Genomic DNA, 19,046 nt, shown 5'->3' on the forward strand with positions numbered 1-19,046 from the left:
AAAAGCTACCCCGGGGATAACAGGCTTATCTCCCCCAAGAGTCCACATCGACGGGGAGGTTTGGCACCTCGATGTCGGCTCATCGCATCCTGGGGCTGTAGTCGGTCCCAAGGGTTGGGCTGTTCGCCCATTAAAGCGGTACGCGAGCTGGGTTCAGAACGTCGTGAGACAGTTCGGTCCCTATCCGTCGCGGGCGCAGGAAATTTGAGAGGAGCTGTCCTTAGTACGAGAGGACCGGGATGGACGCACCGCTGGTGTACCAGTTGTCTTGCCAAAGGCATCGCTGGGTAGCTATGTGCGGACGGGATAAGTGCTGAAAGCATCTAAGCATGAAGCCCCCCTCAAGATGAGATTTCCCATAGCGCAAGCTAGTAAGATCCCTGAAAGATGATCAGGTAGATAGGTTCGAGGTGGAAGCGTGGCGACACGTGAAGCTGACGAATACTAATCGATCGAGGACTTTTCCTAGGCGATTTGTACGGTTACAATACTTATTATCCAGTTTTGAAAGAACAATTCTTTCAAACTTCATAGTCTGGTGGCGATAGCGAAGAGGTCACACCCGTTCCCATACCGAACACGGAAGTTAAGCTCTTCAGCGCCGATGGTAGTTGGGGGTTTCCCCCTGTGAGAGTAGGACGTTGCCAGGCGACTTCCCCAATAGGGGTTTTTATTTTGAGAATTTACATAGTAGGCCCGTTGGTCAAGCGGTTAAGACACCGCCCTTTCACGGCGGTAACACGGGTTCGAATCCCGTACGGGTCACCATTTGGAGGATTAGCTCAGCTGGGAGAGCACCTGCCTTACAAGCAGGGGGTCGGCGGTTCGATCCCGTCATCCTCCACCATTAATGACGTATTTATATATGCCGGTGTAGCTCAATTGGTAGAGCAACTGACTTGTAATCAGTAGGTTGGGGGTTCAAGTCCTCTTGCCGGCACCACTTTTAACAATATTATTTTGAGCCATTAGCTCAGTTGGTAGAGCATCTGACTTTTAATCAGAGGGTCGAAGGTTCGAGTCCTTCATGGCTCATTTTTGCGGGTGTGGCGGAATTGGCAGACGCACCAGACTTAGGATCTGGCGCCGCGAGGCGTGGGGGTTCGACTCCCTTCACCCGCATCGTAATTACGCGGAAGTAGTTCAGTGGTAGAACACCACCTTGCCAAGGTGGGGGTCGCGGGTTCGAATCCCGTCTTCCGCTCCATAAAAATGCCGGGGTGGCGGAACTGGCAGACGCACAGGACTTAAAATCCTGCGGTAGGTGACTACCGTACCGGTTCGATTCCGGTCCTCGGCACCACTTTTATGCGCCCGTAGCTCAATTGGATAGAGCGTTTGACTACGGATCAAAAGGTTAGGGGTTCGACTCCTCTCGGGCGCGCCATTATATTTATTCAAGCGGGAAGTAGCTCAGCTTGGTAGAGCACTTGGTTTGGGACCAAGGGGTCGCAGGTTCGAATCCTGTCTTCCCGACCATTGAAAGCTCTAAAAAATAACATGGGGCCTTAGCTCAGCTGGGAGAGCGCCTGCTTTGCACGCAGGAGGTCAGCGGTTCGATCCCGCTAGGCTCCACCAATTAAATTGTATAAAAATCATGGCGGTGTAGCTCAGCTGGCTAGAGCGTACGGTTCATACCCGTGAGGTCGGGGGTTCGATCCCCTCCGCCGCTATTTATAATATGGAGGAATACCCAAGTCTGGCTGAAGGGATCGGTCTTGAAAACCGACAGGCGGGTTAAACCGCGCGGGGGTTCGAATCCCTCTTCCTCCGCCATATTATAGAATATACTAAGTTTTATTCACAACGTCGCGGGGTGGAGCAGTCTGGTAGCTCGTCGGGCTCATAACCCGAAGGTCGCAGGTTCAAATCCTGTCCCCGCAATAAGTGGTCCGGTAGTTCAGTTGGTTAGAATGCCTGCCTGTCACGCAGGAGGTCGCGGGTTCGAGTCCCGTCCGGACCGCCATATTTTTTCAGCAGGGAATGCCCTATTGTTAATATATATTATGTGGCTCAGTAGCTCAGTTGGTAGAGCAATGGACTGAAAATCCATGTGTCGGCGGTTCGATTCCGTCCTGAGCCACCATTTTATATAAATATATGCCTTCTTTAATTTAGATATGGAGGGGTAGCGAAGTGGCTAAACGCGGCGGACTGTAAATCCGCTCCCTCAGGGTTCGGCGGTTCGAATCCGTCCCCCTCCACCAGTTTTTATAGGGGCATAGTTTAACGGTAGAACAGAGGTCTCCAAAACCTCCAGTGTGGGTTCGATTCCTACTGCCCCTGCCAAACTAAACTTAATATCATTTATGGCGGTCGTGGCGAAGTGGTTAACGCATCGGATTGTGGTTCCGACATTCGGGGGTTCGATTCCCCTCGGCCGCCCCATATTTAATTAATGGGCTATAGCCAAGCGGTAAGGCAACGGATTTTGATTCCGTCACGCGAAGGTTCGAATCCTTCTAGCCCAGCCATCCCATTTAAAGGGCGGCATAGCCAAGTGGTAAGGCAGAGGTCTGCAAAACCTTTATCACCGGTTCAAATCCGGTTGCCGCCTCCATTTTCGTCTATGCGGGTGTAGTTTAATGGTAAAACCTCAGCCTTCCAAGCTGATGTCGTGAGTTCGATTCTCATCACCCGCTCCATTTAATTTTAAATGGGCCTGTAGCTCAGCTGGTTAGAGCGCACGCCTGATAAGCGTGAGGTCGATGGTTCAAGTCCATTCAGGCCCACTTTGTTCCGCAGTAGCTCAGTGGTAGAGCTATCGGCTGTTAACCGATCGGTCGCAAGTTCGAATCTTGCCTGCGGAGTTAACTATTTCTGTGAATAAAAAATGTGCAAGGGAAAACATCCTTTGCACATTTTTTATTTTTCAGCTACTTTTATATGTAAAATCAAAAAGCATGTTTTGAAAATAGGTGGCTTTGTGGTAGTGATTTAATGTATAGTGATAGAATGAACGATAACGACGGGAGGAACTAAATGTATGTCGAATTTGCCGAATTGTCCAAAATGTAATTCAGAATATACATACGAAGATGGCAGTCTTTTTGTATGTCCAGAATGTGCGCATGAGTGGACGTTAGAATCAGAAGTTGAAAATAATGAAGATCAAAAGGTTGTCAAAGATGCGAATGGCAACATTTTAAAAGATGGTGATTCTGTCACTGTGATTAAAGATCTTAAAGTAAAAGGAAGTTCATCCACATTAAAAATCGGAACGAAAGTTAAAAGCATTCGTTTAGTTGATGGCGATCATAATATTGACTGTAAAATTGATGGTTTCGGTGCGATGAAATTAAAATCCGAATTTGTGAAAAAGGCGTGAATGCCGTTTTAATTTAAACATATTTTAATCCCTCTGTATGGAGTATACAGGGGGTGTCTTTTTATTAATTGAAGGAGTCCTGTGAAATGATAAGAGCGGCTATAGAACAAGATCTTGTCGAGATTTTAGATATATACAACGAGGCAATTATAAACACAACAGCAGTATATGATTACACGCCTCATTCATTGCAGGACAGAAGCCTTTGGTATCAAAAGAAGAAGGAAGAAAATGATCCTGTCATCGTGTATGAAGAGGAAGGAAAAGTGATGGGTTTTGCCACATTTGGCCCATTTAGAAATTGGCCTGCTTACCAATATACGATTGAGCATTCTGTGTACGTAGGAACAAATGGCAAACATAAAGGCATTGGAACAGCCCTGCTCCATGAATTAATCAAGATGGCCAAGGGACAAGACTATGTGACAATGGTAGCTGGAATTGATGATACAAATATCGCCAGTATAAAATTACACGAAAAACTTGGTTTTAAATACGCTGGAACGATCACTAAAGCCGGATACAAATTTAATAAATGGCTGAATCTGTCCTTCTATCAATTAGACTTATCTGATTGATATATAGGTTGCAGACTAGTATTGACGTATCCCTTTAGAAATGACGACCTAAGGGGATATTTTTATCCCGCATTAACGGGTTGTAAGACCCTCACCTCAACATGACAGAAGAAGCGTAGGCATGTAGGTGGGGGATCAACAGCCCGTAAACGCCCGATCCGTTCAACTAACCATCAGTGGGGGATGAAGAAAACCCCCACTGATTGAAGTTTCACTTTATATGTGAAAGAGACTTACTTTTGGAAAACGATTGATCTTCGAGACATATGTCCTTTCCGATATACTGATATGTATTTCATAATAAAAGGAATCAAAATTGAGGAGAGTAAAAGCTGAGAGGGTGGAGTCATGAAAGAAGTGAAAGATTATGAGCAATTAACAGCTTATTTGAAAGATCATCAAATAGAGTCTGTATTTAATGAACGGTTACTCCCTCATTTGTCACTGTATCACTTTGATAAAGGAGAAATCATTTGTTCCCAAGGTGATCCTTCAGAGTATTTGTACGTGCTTGTGAAGGGAAAGGTGAAAATCTACACTACCTCAGCGGAGGGGAAATCATTGATTCTCTCTTTTAAGACACCACTTGAAGTGATTGGGGATATTGAATACATACAGGGGATGGATATGATCAATACAGTGGAGGCTGTATCAGCTGTTAGTATGATTGGCGTTCATTATCATTGGCTGAAAAAATATGGACAAGAGTACACACCGTTGTTGCAATTTTTATTGGATATCATTACTCGAAAGTTTTACATTAAATCGAACGCTTCAAACTTTAATTTAATGTATCCGGTGGAGGTGCGACTAGCCAGTTATTTATTGTCTGTCTCCTTTGATGAATCTGATTCGCAGTTTAAAGGACAATTAAGCACAAGTAGTCTAAAGGATGCTGCCAACTTAATTGGAACGAGCTATAGGCACTTAAACCGTGTGATCCAGCAGTTTTGTCACAAGGGGCTGATTGAGCGAGGTAAAGAATTTATTCTTGTTAAGGACAGAGAAGGGCTACATACGTTAGCGAGCCGCAATATTTATGAATATGAGTATTTAAATGAACGATAGATTGAAATGGAGAGAGCATATTGAAAAAATATCAAACATTATTATTTGATATAGATGACACATTATTGGATTTTGGGGCAGCGGAAAATTTAGCACTGCGCTTGCTTTTTGAGGATCAAAACTTCCCTTTGACAGCCGAAATAGAAACGTATTATAAGCAAATTAATCAAGGGCTCTGGAAGTCCTTTGAAGAAGGAAAAATAGGGCGTGATGAGGTGCTGAATACTCGTTTTGCCGTTTTATTTAAGGAATACGGTCAAGAAGTGGATGGAGCTGTACTGGGCGAGAATTATCGAAGCTATTTAGAGAAGGGACATCAGTTAATAGATGGAGCCTTTGAGCTAATCACAAACCTACAACATCAATATGACTTATATATTGTGACGAATGGTGTGTCTAAGACTCAATATAAACGCTTACGTGATTCAGGCTTATACCCGTTATTTAAAGGCATCTTTGTTTCAGAGGACACCGGCTTTCAAAAGCCAATGAAGGAGTATTTTGATTATGTCTTTGCGAGAATTCCTAATTTCTCCTTGGACAAAGGATTGATTATTGGGGATTCCTTAAGCGCTGATATCAAAGGCGGCGAGCTTGCAGGTATAGACACATGTTGGTTCAATCCAAAGATGAAACCTAATGACACAGATATCGTCCCAACTTATCAAATTCAACAGCTTGATGAGTTATATCGGGTTTTAGAAGGGGAGAAGAAGCCTGCATTTGAGCTTTGTTAGTATAGTTAGAGCATGTTTTGATATATTTTGATCAAAGCATGCTCTTTTCATATGAAAAGTTACGCTCATTGTTCATTTGGAATATAAAGATTTACTTTAGCTTTTTCTTCTGGGTCTGTCGCAAACATTTGAGCTTGGGTTTGTAGTAGATGACGTGGAAGCAACGATTGAAAAGTTGAGAAAGCAAGATGTTCAAATACTTGTTGAGCCAGTAGCGAAACCTTGGGGACAAGTTGTTGTGTACATAGCAGATCCTGATGGAAACTATATTGAAATTTGCAGTTCTCTTGATTGATGTTAGAAGAAGCTGTTTGACGGGAAGTGTGAATAGCGTGGACGATCATTGTTATATTGACTTTTCATTTAGTCATCTCAATATATTTCTGCGAATCCAAAAATTATTTCATTACATTAAAGAAAGAAAAAAGGATGTTATTCAAACTGAAAATTTTGATGATGATATCCAACTGCTAGACTTTTTTACAGAAGAGGAATTGAATTATTTTTGGTGGCCGACAGAACAGGAAAACGAAGAATTTTGGGATATATATATCAAATTACCAAAGGAAAAAAGATTAGAACATTTAACATCTGTTCCTTGGGATTATGCCACTGTATTTGGAGAAATTGGTGTAGGGGATTATGAAATTACGGATTGTAAAATGATAAGTAACGACAAGGGAAGAGTATATTACTACCCTATTGGATTTCCGTATGGCGGAAATGAGCCATTGCAAGAAGCGATTAAAGTATTTGGGGCAAAAATAACCGCTGTCCGCGGATAAATGACGGTAAAAGCCTTTAAAATTCTCATAAGGTCATCACAAGAATTGATTCTTGAGGTGGTCTTTTTCATTTTTCTAAATGAATAAAAGAGCAGATATTATCCTTTTTAAAAAGGCATAAAAATTTTATACTTATCATTGAAGTGTTTTTTATTATTGGTAATGACAGCTTAGGGGGAACAGGATTGAAATCACCGTTTATTTCTTATGTAGCGTTATTTTTTGGGGTGCTTGCTTTATCGACGTCAGCCATCTTTGTGAAGCTGGCAGATGCACCAGCGGCTATTACCGCATTTTATCGGCTATTTTTTGCAACCATGATTCTTTTGCCGTTTTTAATAGTGAACAAAGAGAATCGTCAAGAGTTACGTTCATTGTCAACAAAGCAATGGGGACTGGGGCTATTATCTGGTTTATTTTTAGCAGCTCATTATGTGTTGTGGTTTGAATCATTAAATTATACATCAGTAGCAAGCTCGACGGTCATTGTCACGTTACAGCCATTGTTTTCAATGGTGGGCGGGTATTTTTTATTTAAAGAGCGCTTTAGTAAAGGGGCGATTGCAGGCTTTCTCGTCGCAATTGCTGGAAGCATCGTTATTGGCTGGGGAGATTTGCAGGTGAGTGGGGAGGCATTATTTGGTGATGTATTAGCCTTTATTGCAGCAGGTATGATTACAGCTTATTTCTTCGTTGGTCAGCATGTTCGTAAAAGCTTATCTCTCGTTCCTTATTCCATCATTGGATATGCAAGTAGCTCTTTATTTTTATGCTTGTTTGCGTTAAGTCAGCAAGTCTCTTTTGTCGATTATTCTGCCCAAACATGGTGGTCCTTTATTGGACTAGCCTTTATTGCCACGATTTTGGGGCAAACGGTGTTTAATTGGCTGTTGAAATGGTTAAGCACTTCCGTTATTTCAATGAGTATCTTAGGAGAAACGATTGGAACATGTATCCTTGCATATTTCATTTTGGGCGAGGTGATTTCATTTCAGCAAGGTGTGGGGATCACCCTTATTTTAATCGGTTTAGCTTTATTTTTATTGCAGCAAAGAAAGGTGTCATAGAGAGACGTTTATAATCAAAAGAAAGAAAATAGAGCAGTTTCATCTGTTTGAAACTGCTCACATGGATTCTCTTAATCTTTTAACAATTGATTTCTTAATTTAGACATTTCTTTGTCCAATAAAAAGGAGGCCCTTGATAGCTCGACTAATTGTTTTTGAGCTTCTTCTGGTATAGATGCGCCTTGATACTTATAGTTCAGCTTATGTTCAGTTGAGGCCCAAAAATCCATGGCGGATGTGCGGAGTTGAATTTCAGCGGGAACCCATAATACTTCATTAGATAAAATTACTTGCGTTTCGACAATAAGATGAAGGCTTTTGTAGCCGCTCTTTTTTGGATCTTTAATATAATCTTTGACGCGTATCATTCGAATATCTTCACGTTGCTCAATATGTTCCTTCAGCATATATACATCATCAATAAAGCTAGTAACAATTCGGACACCAGCAATATCTCTTATCTCTTGTTGAATGGCTTCTTGAGTTAATGGTATGTTTTTGTTTTCAATTTTATCTACCAATGAAAAGATGGTTTTCATGCGTGTTTTCAAATGTTCAATCGGAGAATAGCCGTGTGCTGTTTTCCATTCCAAATCAATAATCTTGAAATCACTTTCCAACTCATCTAATGCCATCTGATATGGGATGAAAAAGCCTTTCCAATTTTTTAAAGCAGCTTGGACAACATTGATTGAATCTGTCTCTTGATGCATAATAAACACCCCTTGTTCAAATTACGTTTTATTATGCTGTCATCATACCATAGCTTGTTTGGATCAGAAAGATATATGAGTGTTGGGAAATGAGAAATATAATAGTGATTGCGAATATGAGGATAGTGAGGCAAATAACTCTTGAATTTCTATCGTAAATGAACCATAGGCGTCCAATATTTCTTGCACATGATCTGCATAATCTTTTGGGGATCGTTCAACAGTTTCTTCATGTTCAGATTGAATTTGGTGGGCGAGTACTTTTTCTGCCATCAATTCTGATACTATATGTACATTGCGTCCTGATCGTACTTCGTTGAAAAAATTTTCCACCACTCTAAATTTCGATTTTTCAGCTAACGTAGTTAGTATAGTTCGATTCACTGAGGAATGTCCACAAAAGTGTATTTTGTGTGAATTTCACTATAGAAGCGACTAATATTATTTATATCTGTTATCATTTTGGTAAAGAATTAATTAAACGAAGGTGCTAAGTTTTATGATAAAATTGAAGATGGTGTGAAATGATAAAAAGGAATGGATAATAAAATCATGCGAAGTGAATTGAAGATGGCTAAAAGAATTCAAACAGCGCCTGCAACGACGTCGAAGCGGCCTTGGTCAACCATTTTGGCACAGACTGTTAAAACGGGAATCATTAAATCCAATCTGATTCCGATGTTTGCAGGATTAACATTGGCTTTATATACGTATGACATGGGACTAGTGGAACATATCCCGGAAATGATCTTTGCGTTTATTGGTTCAGCTTTCATTATGGGAGCGGCTGGCGCTTTTAATAATCTGTATGATCGTGATATTGATGCGGTGATGGAAAGAACAAAAACGAGACCGACTGTGACGGGTGAAATTAAGCCGACATCTGTATTGTGGCTCGGTATTTTGCTAACGGTCCTTGGTATTGGAGCACTCGCACTAACGACACCGTTAGCAGCATTTTTAGGGTTTTTAGGCTTGTTTTTTTATGTTGTACCTTATACGATGTGGACGAAGCGCCGAACGATTTATAATACGGAAGTAGGGAGTATTTCTGGAGCGATGCCTCCGCTGATTGGATGGGCGGCTGTTTATCCAGACATCACACATCCGGCTATTCTCGGTCTGTTTATCGTGATGATCATTTGGCAAATGCCGCACTTCTATGCGATAGCGATTCGGAAGCACGATGAGTATAAGGCAGCAAAGGTTCCGATGCTGCCGGTAGTGAAAGGCTTTAAACGCACCTATATTCAAACGAATATTTATTTAGTTGTTTTGATCGCAACAAGTTTTCTTTTTATGTCATTAAGTGTGGGCATTACGTTAGTCGCACTTCTATTAAGTGTGGCTTGGCTTGTTTTAAGTGTAGTCGGTTACCGAAAAATGGATTCGGAGAAATGGGCGAAATCGCTGTTTCTGTATTCGCTGATCCATATGACTGTCCTGTTTTCGACGGTCATCATTTACTCGATTATTGGTATAGTGTTTGACTTATAAAAAATACGTGTTTTTTTAACACCGTCCGTAAAAATATGGGCGGTGTTTTGTTTGTTTTTCCGTTGGAGGTGGTTGAATACGTTTAAGAAAATCGTATAAAAAATGAAATATTTCATATGATAATCGGCTTGTTTTTTAGTTTACCCCGCATTAACGGGCTGTAAGACCCCCCACCTCAACATGGCAGAAGGAGCGTAGCCATGTAGGTGTAGGATCAACAGCCCGTAAACGCCCGATCCGTTCGGGCCTGCACGATGCAGGTTACAAAGGCGTTGCAACAGGACGTTGCGCTCTTAGCCTTTGTTCTTCTTTTAATCAGTGGGGGATGAAGAAAACCCCCACTGATTGAAGTTTCACTTTATCCCTGTAAATATACAGGGATAATTGGTATAAATAAACCAAAACCATGAGGCTGTTTTCTTGTTTTATCAAATATTGGAGGTATATAATCTAGTTGATTCATAGTTTTCAAATCAAAAGGAGAGAGCAACTTATGACAAGTCAGTTAAGTCCGAAAGTAGTTTCATTTTTAAACGGTTTGAAAAAGCTTTACATCAACGGTGAATTTGTTGATTCTGTATCTGGAAAAACATTCGAAACATTGAACCCTGCTACGGGCGAAGTGTTAGCTGTCGTATCAGAAGCTGTAGAAGAAGATATCGACTTAGCCGTTCGTGCAGCAAGAGAAGCATTCGATAACGGTGCTTGGTCGAAAATGGGATCAGCTGAAAGAAGCCGCTTAATTTATAAATTAGCGGATTTAATGGAAGAGAATAAACTAGAGCTTGCTCAATTAGATACGTTAGATAATGGTAAACCACTTCAAGAAACATTAAATGCGGATGTGCCATTAGCGATTGAACATTTTCGTTACTTTGCGGGTTGGTCAACGAAAATTGTGGGTCAAACGATTCCGGTACAAGGAAACTTCTTCATGTACACAAGACATGAACCAGTGGGAGTAGTTGGACAAATTATTCCTTGGAACTTCCCATTATTAATGGCTGCTTGGAAGTTAGGTGCTTCTCTTGCTACGGGTTGTACAGTTGTTCTTAAGCCAGCAGAAAATACACCTTTATCAGCGTTATATTTAGCAACATTAATAGAAGAAGCGGGCTTCCCTAAAGGGGTTGTCAACATTGTTCCGGGATATGGTAAAACAGCTGGACAACCAATCGTTGATCATCCATTAGTAGATAAAATTGCCTTCACAGGTTCTACACCAGTTGGTAAAGCGATTATGAAATCAGCGGCTGATACAATGAAACGCGTTACACTTGAACTTGGTGGTAAATCACCTAATATCATTTTACCAGATGCCGATTTAACGAAAGCGATTCCAGGAGCGTTGATGGGTATTATGTTTAACCAAGGTCAAGTATGCTGTGCAGGAAGCCGTCTATTCGTACAAAAGAAAATGTACGATAACGTAATGGCGGACTTAACAGCAGCAGCGAAATCTGTGAAACAAGGTAATGGTTTAGATTTAGATACAACGATGGGGCCTTTAATCTCTGCTCAACAACAACAACGAGTGAAAGGCTATATTGATCAAGGAATCGAAGAAGGTGCAGAAGTATTAACTGGCGGTACGATCCCATTTGATAAAGGATATTTCGTGTCTCCAACAATCTTTGCGGACGTTGATAGCAAAATGGCGATCGCCAATGAAGAAATCTTTGGCCCAGTTGTTGCAGCGATGCCATTTGATGATATTGATGATTTAGTGGCAAAAGCAAACAACTCTCATTATGGGTTAGCAGCAGGTATTTGGACACAAGACTTGAAAAAAGCTCATAGCATTGCACATAAATTACAAGCTGGAACTGTATGGATCAACGCTTACAACGTATTTGATGCGGCAGCTCCGTTTGGTGGATATAAACAATCAGGAATCGGACGCGAAATGGGAAGTTACGCTCTAGATAACTTCACAGAAGTAAAAAGCGTTTGGGTGAATATGGACTAAGTAAGAGCGAAAAAGCCGTGTTTAAGTTGCACGGCTTTTTTGTTTTGGTGATTTATTGAATTTCTTCATGCTATAAAATTGAAGACAGAGAGAGAATCCCATAAAAAGAATAGCAAAATAGATTAATGCTATCGTTCCCATTCCTGAGTAAATAACTATGCCACCCAACGTAGCTCCTACTGCGCTACCTAAGTAGTTAATTGAGCTATTCAAAGCGACGGCTGCACTCCCCTGCTGAGGTTGATAAGACAGCAAAATATGTTGCTGTGGCGCTTGAGATGCCCACCCCATGGCTCCCCAAATAAAAAATGGTAAGTACTTCAAAATAGATAAGTTTATCAAAATAGGAATGCATATGATCGATACTGTTAATGTCATTAAAATGATCACCATTAAAACTTTAGGCTTTTTAAAGTAATCTATGAAATAGCCAATAGATAAGCTTCCAAGCAAACCACCTAATCCCCAAGCCCATAAGTAAATAGTTAGATCTTTATCAGAAGTAAGGTCAGGTATTAAGGACGACAAATACGTATATAAACCTAAGCTTGCAATACTTGCGCAAAACGTGATTAAGACCGTTATCGTCACTCTTTTATCTGTGAACATGGATAGTCTTTCTTTTATAGCAGGTGGTGGAGTAACAGGAATATCAGGTAGAAACTTGAACATACATAAAGTAGCAGTGAAACTAAAGATGACAACAAACCACATCGTCAATTGCCACTCAAACATATTAGCAAGATATAGACCAATGGGAACGCCTAATACGGTTCCCATACTCATGCCTCCAATGGTGAAGCTTAATGCTCGACCTTTTTTCTCGATGGGAACGAATGTAGTAGAGCTTGCTACTGCTAAGGGTGAAAACAATCCAGCTCCCATACCAGCAATCGCCCTTGATAGTAGAAATATAGAAAAACTAGGAGCCAAAGCGCTCAGTACATTGGCAAGTCCAAAAATGAACATGGAACTTAATAAAATCTTTTTAGTTTGCCTTCCAGCTAGGAGAGAAGCAAAAAGCGGAGCCGATACGGCATAAAATAAAGTAAAGACACTGACTGCTTGCCCTACTTGGGAAGCATTTTTCTGATAGGTTGCACTTATTCCAGGGATTAAACCAGCAATGATATAGGCATCAAATCCGAGAGTGAACATACCTATTGTGAGGATGAAGACTTGTTGTGAATACCGGTGTTAAAATCCTCAATAATAACGGTTTAAAATTCCCCAGTTATCACAGATAATCTATTTCGATTAGAGATAGATTGGAAGTGTAGGAATGACGTTATTGTTGGAGGATTTTTTGATGATTCGAGAATTGAAACAGAAAGGCTGGGCCATAAGTGCTATCGCCAGGGAAACTGGATTTGATCGAAAAACGGTGAGGAATTATATCAATGCTGAAAGTTCACCTCAATCAAAGCCGCGTGCCAAGCGACCAAGCAAACTAGATCCATACAAGCCTTATTTGTTGGAACGTATCAAAGAAGGCACGACCAATTGTGCTGTACTGATTGAGGAAATTCGTGCGATGGGGTATCAAGGCAAAAGTACGATCCTTCGAGATTTTGTTCAACCGTACCGAGAAGCCCCCAAGAAACAAGCAACCGTGCGGTTTGAAACAGCTCCAGGACGACAAGCGCAAGTGGATTGGGCAGAAGATATTGGTGAATTTATGGTTAATGGGGAAAAACGATCGCTTTATGCCTTCATCATGATCTTAAGTTATTCCCGTAAACGCTATATTGAATTTACAACCGATATGACACAAGAAACCTTGATGAAATGTCATATGAACGCTTTTAGTTATTTTTATGGGATGCCGCAACAGTTGCTTTACGATAATATGCGTACTGTGGTCACCAAACATAGCTTGAAGCAAATTCGTTTCAACAAAAAATTCGAGGATTTCCTCAACTACTACGGGATTATCCCTAAAGCCTGTAAGCCCTACAGGGCTCAAACAAAAGGAAAAGTAGAACGAGCAGTTGCTTATTTAAAAACGAATTTTTTGAAGCGTCGTCTACCTGAAACATTAGAAGAACTGAATTATGAAGTACGAAAATGGCTAGATGAGGTTGTCCATAAAAAAAGAAACCAAACTACGCAACAAACACCGAATGAACGATTTGAGGAAGAGCGAGGATTATTACTTGCGTGGAATATAAAACCTTTATACCCTATTCAACAATGGGAACTCCGGGAAGTGAGTAAGGATTGCTTGATTTCATATAAAGGGAATCAATATTCTGTCCCTTATCGATTTGTCGGACAGCGTTTAAAGATTCGGGAAAACGATGAAGCCATACTAGAAATTTATGATGAACACGAGTGTATAGCCACACATCCAGTGATCGATGGAAAGCGTCAAATGACGCTAGAAAGTAGCCATTACAGTGGTTTACCTGGAACAAAAAAAGAGCAGGAAATGAATCTAAATGGTTTGGCGACCCCAGATTCTCCTACTCCAACATCCAATGTCGTCCATCGATCATTGGCTGAATACGCTGCCCTCGAGGAAGGTGATTAATTGTGTACTCATTACTCGAAGAACGCTTAAAAGTGTTAGGTTGGCAGCAAACGGCACATCAACTAGATTCATTAGTTGAAAGTGCTTCTGCCAATAATGTATCATATTTTGACTTTCTTGACACGCTTGTGAAGCAAGAATGGGAGCAGCGAGAAGCTCAAGCACTCACAAAGCGCATACAAAAAGCAAGATTTCCCTATAGCAAAACGATTCATGATTTTGATTTTAGCTTTCAACCAAGTATTAGCGAGCAACGCGTAAAAGAAACGCTCACATGTCGCTTTATTGCGAATGGGGAAAATCGCTTGATCTTAGGACCGCCAGGTGTCGGGAAAACCCATTTAGCCATTGGTTTTGGCTTAGAAGCACTCGCAAAAGGCTATCATGTGTTATTTATGACAGCGGATGACTTAGGTGAACAATGCCAAAAAGCAGCTAAAAAAGGAACGATGAATTACTTAATCAATCGTCTCTGTAAACCGGACTTAATTATTCTGGATGAGGTCGGCTATTTTTCGTTTGATACTTTAACAGCTAATCTATTTTTTCAAGTGGTTTCAAAGCGTTATGAAAAAGGTGCGATGATCATTACATCGAATAAATCCTATGTAGAATGGGGAAAAACTTTCGGTGATGATGTACTGGCGACGGCGATTCTGGACCGTCTCCTCCATCACTCCGTTACGTTTAATATTAAAGGTGATTCATATCGCATGGAGGAAAAGAAAAAAGCTGGGATCTTCCCAACTCCTCCAGCGATAGAATCGGAAAAGTGAGGATTTTTATTCCGGCATTTTTGGGGAATTTTACGCCGGTATTGACACTTGTCTCATAGTAACGCTCCTTTAGTGTGTAAAAATGATTGATCAAACGATATGTTATACTTGGAATCATATCCATATTTTAAAAACTAGCATTTTATCTAATGAAAAAGAACCATCATTGTGTTAGAAGGGTATAACAAAAAGTTATAACGTTTGGAGAGAAGAATGGATGAATACAGAGTGGTTGCAAAGTTTTGTTGATGCTGCTAATCAAAAAAGTTTATCTAAAGCTGCAAATTTAAATAATATTTCTCAGCCAGCATTAAGTAAACATATTCGCCATTTGGAAAATGATCTCGATGTCATATTATTTCATCGGACTTCTAAAGGTATCGAACTGACAGAAGCTGGAGAAAGGTTCTATGCTCGGATTAAGCCTGTTATGGCTGAATTAAATGCTATTCGTCAAGAATTGCGAACATTTTTTCAGGATCATCCGATAGCGATAGGGAGTTTGCCTAGTTTGGCAACTTACTATTTACCTTCGAGGATTAAAGGGTTTAATTTCTTAGGTAGACCAATCAATTTAATGATTCAAAATACTTCTGAAGAATTGGTAAGGTCATTACAGGAAGGAAGACTCGATGCTGCCTTTATTGACAGTATGTATACAAAGAGTTCGTTATGGAGTTGTGAATTGTTTACGGAGCCTTATTGTGCCGTGGTTCCTTTAGGACATCCTTTTCAATCAAAAAAAGCAGTTGAACTTGCTGATTTATGTAAAGAACCGCTGATTGTTCACCAAGCTCCATGTGATACGAGAAAGAGGATTATTCATCAAATGGAATCATTAGGGTGTAAACCAAACATAGTTAGTGAAGTAGCTTTTGGTGATTTCGTTTTTGGAGCGGTGTCGGCTGGAATGGGAATCACGATCTCACCAGAAATGATGGTTAAGCATGTCAGTCATCAACAGATTTTTACGTTGCCGATTACTAATTTTGGAGAAAAGAGATCGATTTCATTAGTTACTCAGACTAGGGAAATCGGATTGAAATTATCTAGGTTTTTGTCAAAGTTTGAAAATTAAGCGTGAAAAAAGTGAATGTGACAGATTCAATGATTGATTGGGAATTAGATCGGCTTATGTAATTGATAGGTTTGAATAGGAAAATAAAAGACTCATGACAAACGCCTTGTCATGAGTCTGAAGGTTTTGATTAACGATTTTTCATCCACTCTGGCTTACCGAAACCTTTGAATTCAGTGTCGATGATTTTTTCAAATTCTTTTGATTCAACGATTTCGATGATGTCTTTTGATAACTGTGAGTCTTTGTTTTCTTCTTTTACAGCTATAACATTACGGAATTGATCAGGCATATCTTCTAAAAACAATGCTTTTTGTAAGTCTAATCCTGCTGCTAATGCAAAGTTACCAGGAACAGCGGCAATGTCTGCACTTTCGATTGCGCGTGGTAGGCCAGCTGCTTCAATTGGTTGAAATTGTAGGTTTTTCGGGTTTTCAATGACATCTTTCTCTGATGCTTTTAGCTCTTCAATGTTAGGGTCAATTTTAATTAACCCTTGTTCTTGCAAAGAAAGTAGTGTGCGTGCAGCATTAGATGGGTCGTTAGCAATTGCTATGCGAGCACCATCTTTAATGTCATCAATGGATTGATACTCTTTAGCAAAGAAGCCCATTGGTGCAGTTGGTACGATAATCAAGCCTGTTAATTTCATATTGTTTTCTTTGGCGAAGTTTTCAAGGTAGATGCTATGTTGGAATAAATTAGCGTCAATATCGCCAGCATCTAATGCTTTGTTTGGTTGGACATAGTCACTGAATTCAACTAGTTCTACTTTGTAGCCTTTTTCCTCTAATGGTGGGATGATGGCTTTTTTCAACATATCACTATATGGACCAGCTGTCGCTCCAAGCTTGATTTCCTTGCTGGCATCAGCTGATTCGCTCTTGTCATCCTTTCCTCCACAAGCTGCTAGTGCAGTAGTTAATATTAATACAAGTGCTGCTAATAAAAACTTCTTCATGTTGATTTCTCCTTCTCTATTTATCTTTTATCAATGGTTTTGGCAATTAAATCTCCCGTCTGTTGAATCAGTTGTACAATGATGATTAAAATGACGACTGTGGCAATCATGATTGTGTTGTCATAGCGGTAATAGCCGAAGCGAATGGCTAAATCCCCAATGCCGCCACCACCGACGATGCCAGCCATAGCCGAATAGGCAACAAGGCTAATAATCGTTAGTGTAATCCCTTGTACGACGCTTGATTTCGCTTCGGGTAATAAGACATCTTTTACAATCATCCAAGGAGTCGCTCCAACTGCAATCGCTGCTTCAATGACGCCTTTATCAATTTCTCGCAAAGATGTTTCGACAAGACGGGCAAAAAACGGAATACCAGCTACGGATAGTGAAACACTCGCTGCAATCGGTCCAATCGTATCTCCGACTAATAATTTAGTCAGAGGGAAGAGGGCGACTAGCAAAATAATGAACGGAATGGAACGAATCATATTGACGATAAAACCTAAAATTCCTTTCACAAAGCGATTTTCCCAGAAGAGGCCTTTATCTGTGACAAATAAAATAATGCCAAGCGGTAAACCAACAATAAGTGAAATGCTTAAAGAAATACCGATCATTAACAAAGTTTCACCGAAAGCTTTCCAAATGTCTGGTAACATATCAATGAAATGCTGGACATCAAATAACATGTTCAATCACCTCCACATAAGCGCCACGGCTTTCCATATAGGACCTTGCTTTTGCAATGTTATCCTCTTGTCCTTGTAATTCCATTAGAAAGATTCCTAGCGGCTTTTCTTGAATATAGTCAATCGTTCCATGTAGAAAATTTCCTTTCACGTCAAAGTTTTGGAGCATATCGGAAATCACTCCTTCACCAGCAACGTCTCCTTTAAATAATACTTTTACGATTTTTCCTTTCACGCTCTGTCCAATCGATGGCGGCAAGTCAAAGGATACGACACTACTAATGAACTCTTTCGTTAGCATTTTTTCTGGATTGGCGAAAATATCATACACCTGACCTTGTTCGATCACTTTCCCATCTTGCATGACGACCATGCGATCACAAATTTCTTTCACGACATCCATTTCATGAGTAATGAGGACGATAGTGATATTCAGTTCACGATTAATTTTTTTCAGCAACCGCAAAATAGATATGGTCGTTTTGGGATCGAGTGCGGACGTCGCTTCATCGCAAAGTAAGATCGATGGATTATTGGCTAGCGCCCTTGCAATGCCTACCCGTTGTTTTTGTCCGCCGCTAAGTTGAGCGGGGTAGACATCTATTTTCTCTGCAAGCCCAACCATGTCTAATAGTTCGCGTACTCGGCTAGCAATCTGTTCTTTTGGTGTATTGGCTGCCCTTAAAGCGAAGCTAATGTTTTCACCGACAGTTTTTTGACTGATGAGGTAGAAGTGTTGAAAGATCATCCCGATTTTTAAGCGGGCTTTACGTAAAGCATATCCTTGTAATTTCGTTAAATCTTTCCCATCAACGACGATGCTACCGCTTGTTGGGCGTTCTAATAAATTGATGCAGCGAAGCAGGGAACTCTTACCTGCCCCTGAGTAACCGACAATGCCAAATACTTCACCTTTTTGGATGGTGAGCGACACATCGTCAACGCCTGTTACCTGTTTCTTTTTTGTTTGATATATTTTTGTAAGATTCTGAATCTGTAACATAAGGAATCCCTCTTATCTATGTATAAATTTCCTGAAAAATAAAAAATGCTTCTTTCCATATATGAAAGAAGCATCGTTTAAGAAACGGTCGATTTATCTTTCAGAATGAAAACCATTCTGTAGGAATTAGCACCTTCCCATCATATGGGGGTTGCCGGACGTCATAGGGCCTATCCCTCGGTCACTCGTGATAAATTCCAATTATTCAAATGTGTTTTAAGTAATTTATTGAAAGGTATGTTCTATATCATAAAATGCTTT

Annotated in this window: 16 protein-coding genes, 23 tRNA genes, 2 rRNA genes, 2 pseudogenes and 1 riboswitch (1 of these 44 running past the window's edge); of the genes and pseudogenes, 37 read left to right on the forward strand and 6 right to left on the reverse strand. The window is 40.4% G+C overall.

What is annotated here, in order from left to right:
- The 32 genes and pseudogenes from WDJ61_RS01375 to WDJ61_RS01530 all read left to right on the forward strand — a co-directional run.
- A 23S ribosomal RNA gene (locus tag WDJ61_RS01375) occupies positions 1 to 468 on the forward strand; it begins 2,465 nt to the left of the window's first position.
- A 66-nt stretch (positions 469 to 534) separates the two neighbouring features.
- A 5S ribosomal RNA gene (gene rrf / locus WDJ61_RS01380) occupies positions 535 to 650 on the forward strand.
- Positions 651 to 693: 43 nt separating this feature from the next.
- Positions 694 to 768: transfer RNA gene (locus WDJ61_RS01385), tRNA-Glu, on the forward strand.
- 3 nt (positions 769 to 771) lie between these two features.
- Positions 772 to 847, forward strand: a tRNA-Val gene (locus WDJ61_RS01390).
- A gap of 20 nt (positions 848 to 867) precedes the next feature.
- Positions 868 to 943: transfer RNA gene (locus tag WDJ61_RS01395), tRNA-Thr, on the forward strand.
- Positions 944 to 962: 19 nt separating this feature from the next.
- Positions 963 to 1,035: transfer RNA gene (locus tag WDJ61_RS01400), tRNA-Lys, on the forward strand.
- Between the two features lie 5 nt (positions 1,036 to 1,040).
- Positions 1,041 to 1,122: transfer RNA gene (locus WDJ61_RS01405), tRNA-Leu, on the forward strand.
- Positions 1,123 to 1,132: 10 nt separating this feature from the next.
- Positions 1,133 to 1,207 (forward strand) — tRNA-Gly (locus WDJ61_RS01410).
- A 7-nt stretch (positions 1,208 to 1,214) separates the two neighbouring features.
- Positions 1,215 to 1,303 (forward strand) — tRNA-Leu (locus WDJ61_RS01415).
- Positions 1,304 to 1,310: 7 nt separating this feature from the next.
- Positions 1,311 to 1,387 (forward strand) — tRNA-Arg (locus WDJ61_RS01420).
- A 15-nt stretch (positions 1,388 to 1,402) separates the two neighbouring features.
- A tRNA-Pro gene (locus WDJ61_RS01425) sits at positions 1,403 to 1,479 on the forward strand.
- A 23-nt stretch (positions 1,480 to 1,502) separates the two neighbouring features.
- A tRNA-Ala gene (locus WDJ61_RS01430) sits at positions 1,503 to 1,578 on the forward strand.
- 21 nt (positions 1,579 to 1,599) lie between these two features.
- Positions 1,600 to 1,673 (forward strand) — tRNA-Met (locus tag WDJ61_RS01435).
- Positions 1,674 to 1,683: 10 nt separating this feature from the next.
- A tRNA-Ser gene (locus WDJ61_RS01440) sits at positions 1,684 to 1,776 on the forward strand.
- Positions 1,777 to 1,810: 34 nt separating this feature from the next.
- A tRNA-Met gene (locus WDJ61_RS01445) sits at positions 1,811 to 1,884 on the forward strand.
- Positions 1,885 to 1,889: 5 nt separating this feature from the next.
- Positions 1,890 to 1,966 (forward strand) — tRNA-Asp (locus WDJ61_RS01450).
- A gap of 44 nt (positions 1,967 to 2,010) precedes the next feature.
- Positions 2,011 to 2,086 (forward strand) — tRNA-Phe (locus tag WDJ61_RS01455).
- 36 nt (positions 2,087 to 2,122) lie between these two features.
- Positions 2,123 to 2,207 (forward strand) — tRNA-Tyr (locus tag WDJ61_RS01460).
- Between the two features lie 8 nt (positions 2,208 to 2,215).
- A tRNA-Trp gene (locus tag WDJ61_RS01465) sits at positions 2,216 to 2,289 on the forward strand.
- A 23-nt stretch (positions 2,290 to 2,312) separates the two neighbouring features.
- Positions 2,313 to 2,388 (forward strand) — tRNA-His (locus tag WDJ61_RS01470).
- Positions 2,389 to 2,399: 11 nt separating this feature from the next.
- Positions 2,400 to 2,474, forward strand: a tRNA-Gln gene (locus tag WDJ61_RS01475).
- 12 nt (positions 2,475 to 2,486) lie between these two features.
- A tRNA-Cys gene (locus tag WDJ61_RS01480) sits at positions 2,487 to 2,560 on the forward strand.
- An 11-nt stretch (positions 2,561 to 2,571) separates the two neighbouring features.
- Positions 2,572 to 2,645: transfer RNA gene (locus tag WDJ61_RS01485), tRNA-Gly, on the forward strand.
- A gap of 13 nt (positions 2,646 to 2,658) precedes the next feature.
- Positions 2,659 to 2,732, forward strand: a tRNA-Ile gene (locus WDJ61_RS01490).
- Positions 2,733 to 2,738: 6 nt separating this feature from the next.
- A tRNA-Asn gene (locus WDJ61_RS01495) sits at positions 2,739 to 2,810 on the forward strand.
- 176 nt (positions 2,811 to 2,986) lie between these two features.
- The gene (locus tag WDJ61_RS01500; RefSeq protein WP_338752705.1) at positions 2,987 to 3,328 is read left to right on the forward strand and encodes a zinc ribbon domain-containing protein YjdM; all 342 of its coding nucleotides are present in this window, start codon (positions 2,987 to 2,989) and stop codon (positions 3,326 to 3,328) included.
- 86 nt (positions 3,329 to 3,414) lie between these two features.
- Positions 3,415 to 3,906 (forward strand): N-acetyltransferase family protein, encoded by a 492-nt coding sequence (locus WDJ61_RS01505; protein WP_338752706.1) that lies wholly within the window; start codon positions 3,415 to 3,417, stop codon positions 3,904 to 3,906.
- Between the two features lie 348 nt (positions 3,907 to 4,254).
- The gene (locus tag WDJ61_RS01510) at positions 4,255 to 4,974 is read left to right on the forward strand and encodes a Crp/Fnr family transcriptional regulator (protein WP_338752707.1); all 720 of its coding nucleotides are present in this window, start codon (positions 4,255 to 4,257) and stop codon (positions 4,972 to 4,974) included.
- Positions 4,975 to 4,994: 20 nt separating this feature from the next.
- Positions 4,995 to 5,711 (forward strand): YjjG family noncanonical pyrimidine nucleotidase, encoded by a 717-nt coding sequence (locus WDJ61_RS01515; protein WP_338752708.1) that lies wholly within the window; start codon positions 4,995 to 4,997, stop codon positions 5,709 to 5,711.
- A 118-nt stretch (positions 5,712 to 5,829) separates the two neighbouring features.
- Positions 5,830 to 6,006 (forward strand): annotated as a pseudogene (locus WDJ61_RS01520) (VOC family protein); the annotation flags it as partial.
- A 37-nt stretch (positions 6,007 to 6,043) separates the two neighbouring features.
- A complete protein-coding gene (locus tag WDJ61_RS01525; protein WP_338752709.1) occupies positions 6,044 to 6,496 on the forward strand; it encodes a hypothetical protein in 453 nt (150 codons plus the stop codon).
- Positions 6,497 to 6,681: 185 nt separating this feature from the next.
- A complete protein-coding gene (locus WDJ61_RS01530; protein WP_338752710.1) occupies positions 6,682 to 7,563 on the forward strand; it encodes a DMT family transporter in 882 nt (293 codons plus the stop codon).
- Between the two features lie 71 nt (positions 7,564 to 7,634).
- Here WDJ61_RS01530 and WDJ61_RS01535 read toward each other — a convergent pair whose 3' ends face one another.
- Entirely contained in the window at positions 7,635 to 8,276 is a 642-nt protein-coding gene (locus WDJ61_RS01535; RefSeq protein ID WP_338752711.1) for a GTP pyrophosphokinase family protein, read from the reverse strand.
- A gap of 135 nt (positions 8,277 to 8,411) precedes the next feature.
- A pseudogene (locus tag WDJ61_RS01540) lies at positions 8,412 to 8,648 on the reverse strand (hypothetical protein); the annotation flags it as partial.
- 180 nt (positions 8,649 to 8,828) lie between these two features.
- Between WDJ61_RS01540 and cyoE the strand changes: the two are divergent.
- Complete coding sequence (gene cyoE / locus WDJ61_RS01545) at positions 8,829 to 9,773, forward strand: heme o synthase (RefSeq protein WP_413789076.1); 945 nt, start codon at positions 8,829 to 8,831, stop codon at positions 9,771 to 9,773.
- Between the two features lie 493 nt (positions 9,774 to 10,266).
- A complete protein-coding gene (locus tag WDJ61_RS01550) occupies positions 10,267 to 11,742 on the forward strand; it encodes an aldehyde dehydrogenase family protein (RefSeq protein WP_338752713.1) in 1,476 nt (491 codons plus the stop codon).
- A gap of 21 nt (positions 11,743 to 11,763) precedes the next feature.
- Here the strand turns inward: WDJ61_RS01550 and WDJ61_RS01555 are convergent, their stop codons facing one another.
- Positions 11,764 to 12,900, reverse strand: coding sequence for an MFS transporter (locus WDJ61_RS01555; RefSeq protein ID WP_413789040.1), 1,137 nt, complete (start codon positions 12,898 to 12,900; stop codon positions 11,764 to 11,766).
- A 124-nt stretch (positions 12,901 to 13,024) separates the two neighbouring features.
- Between WDJ61_RS01555 and istA the strand changes: the two genes are divergently transcribed.
- From istA to WDJ61_RS01570, 3 genes are all read left to right on the forward strand, one after another.
- On the forward strand, positions 13,025 to 14,275 hold the full coding sequence (istA, locus tag WDJ61_RS01560; RefSeq protein ID WP_413789039.1) for an IS21 family transposase: 1,251 nt from the start codon (positions 13,025 to 13,027) through the stop codon (positions 14,273 to 14,275).
- Positions 14,276 to 14,277: 2 nt separating this feature from the next.
- Positions 14,278 to 15,051 carry an IS21-like element helper ATPase IstB gene (gene istB, locus WDJ61_RS01565; protein ID WP_338752684.1) on the forward strand — a complete coding sequence of 258 codons (774 nt, stop codon included), beginning with the start codon at positions 14,278 to 14,280 and terminating at the stop codon, positions 15,049 to 15,051.
- A 217-nt stretch (positions 15,052 to 15,268) separates the two neighbouring features.
- Positions 15,269 to 16,129, forward strand: a complete 861-nt coding sequence (locus WDJ61_RS01570) for a LysR family transcriptional regulator (RefSeq protein WP_338752714.1) — start codon at positions 15,269 to 15,271, stop codon at positions 16,127 to 16,129.
- Positions 16,130 to 16,259: 130 nt separating this feature from the next.
- Here WDJ61_RS01570 and WDJ61_RS01575 read toward each other — a convergent pair whose 3' ends face one another.
- Genes WDJ61_RS01575 through WDJ61_RS01585 form a run of 3 tightly spaced genes read right to left on the reverse strand, consistent with a single transcriptional unit; the run spans position 16,260 to position 18,785 of the window.
- Positions 16,260 to 17,090 carry a MetQ/NlpA family ABC transporter substrate-binding protein gene (locus WDJ61_RS01575; protein ID WP_338752715.1) on the reverse strand — a complete coding sequence of 277 codons (831 nt, stop codon included), beginning with the start codon at positions 17,088 to 17,090 and terminating at the stop codon, positions 16,260 to 16,262.
- 20 nt (positions 17,091 to 17,110) lie between these two features.
- Positions 17,111 to 17,782, reverse strand: coding sequence for a methionine ABC transporter permease (locus WDJ61_RS01580; RefSeq protein WP_338752716.1), 672 nt, complete (start codon positions 17,780 to 17,782; stop codon positions 17,111 to 17,113).
- Entirely contained in the window at positions 17,772 to 18,785 is a 1,014-nt protein-coding gene (locus tag WDJ61_RS01585) for a methionine ABC transporter ATP-binding protein (protein WP_338752717.1), read from the reverse strand. Before WDJ61_RS01585 ends, WDJ61_RS01580 begins: the two co-directional genes overlap by 11 nt.
- A gap of 90 nt (positions 18,786 to 18,875) precedes the next feature.
- Positions 18,876 to 18,982, reverse strand: a riboswitch (SAM riboswitch).
- Positions 18,983 to 19,046 lie beyond the last annotated feature (64 nt).

Origin of the sequence: Bacillus sp. FJAT-52991 (assembly GCF_037201805.1) — a bacterium.
GTDB lineage: Bacteria > Bacillota > Bacilli > Bacillales > Domibacillaceae > Bacillus_CE > Bacillus_CE kandeliae.

Excerpts from the sequence above, each read along its gene's own strand:
- WDJ61_RS01580 (WP_338752716.1), bottom strand. The coding sequence starts at position 17,782 with ATGTTATTTGATGTCCAGCATTTCATTGATATGTTACCAGACATTTGG.
- WDJ61_RS01550 (WP_338752713.1), top strand. The coding sequence starts at position 10,267 with ATGACAAGTCAGTTAAGTCCGAAAGTAGTTTCATTTTTAAACGGTTTG.
- WDJ61_RS01500 (WP_338752705.1), top strand. The coding sequence starts at position 2,987 with ATGTCGAATTTGCCGAATTGTCCAAAATGTAATTCAGAATATACATAC.
- WDJ61_RS01505 (WP_338752706.1), top strand. The coding sequence starts at position 3,415 with ATGATAAGAGCGGCTATAGAACAAGATCTTGTCGAGATTTTAGATATA.
- WDJ61_RS01555 (WP_413789040.1), bottom strand. The coding sequence starts at position 12,900 with ATGTTCACTCTCGGATTTGATGCCTATATCATTGCTGGTTTAATCCCT.
- WDJ61_RS01535 (WP_338752711.1), bottom strand. The coding sequence starts at position 8,276 with ATGCATCAAGAGACAGATTCAATCAATGTTGTCCAAGCTGCTTTAAAA.
- WDJ61_RS01575 (WP_338752715.1), bottom strand. The coding sequence starts at position 17,090 with ATGAAGAAGTTTTTATTAGCAGCACTTGTATTAATATTAACTACTGCA.
- istA (WP_413789039.1), top strand. The coding sequence starts at position 13,025 with ATGACGTTATTGTTGGAGGATTTTTTGATGATTCGAGAATTGAAACAG.
- cyoE (WP_413789076.1), top strand. The coding sequence starts at position 8,829 with ATGCGAAGTGAATTGAAGATGGCTAAAAGAATTCAAACAGCGCCTGCA.
- WDJ61_RS01570 (WP_338752714.1), top strand. The coding sequence starts at position 15,269 with ATGAATACAGAGTGGTTGCAAAGTTTTGTTGATGCTGCTAATCAAAAA.
- WDJ61_RS01510 (WP_338752707.1), top strand. The coding sequence starts at position 4,255 with ATGAAAGAAGTGAAAGATTATGAGCAATTAACAGCTTATTTGAAAGAT.
- WDJ61_RS01585 (WP_338752717.1), bottom strand. The coding sequence starts at position 18,785 with ATGTTACAGATTCAGAATCTTACAAAAATATATCAAACAAAAAAGAAA.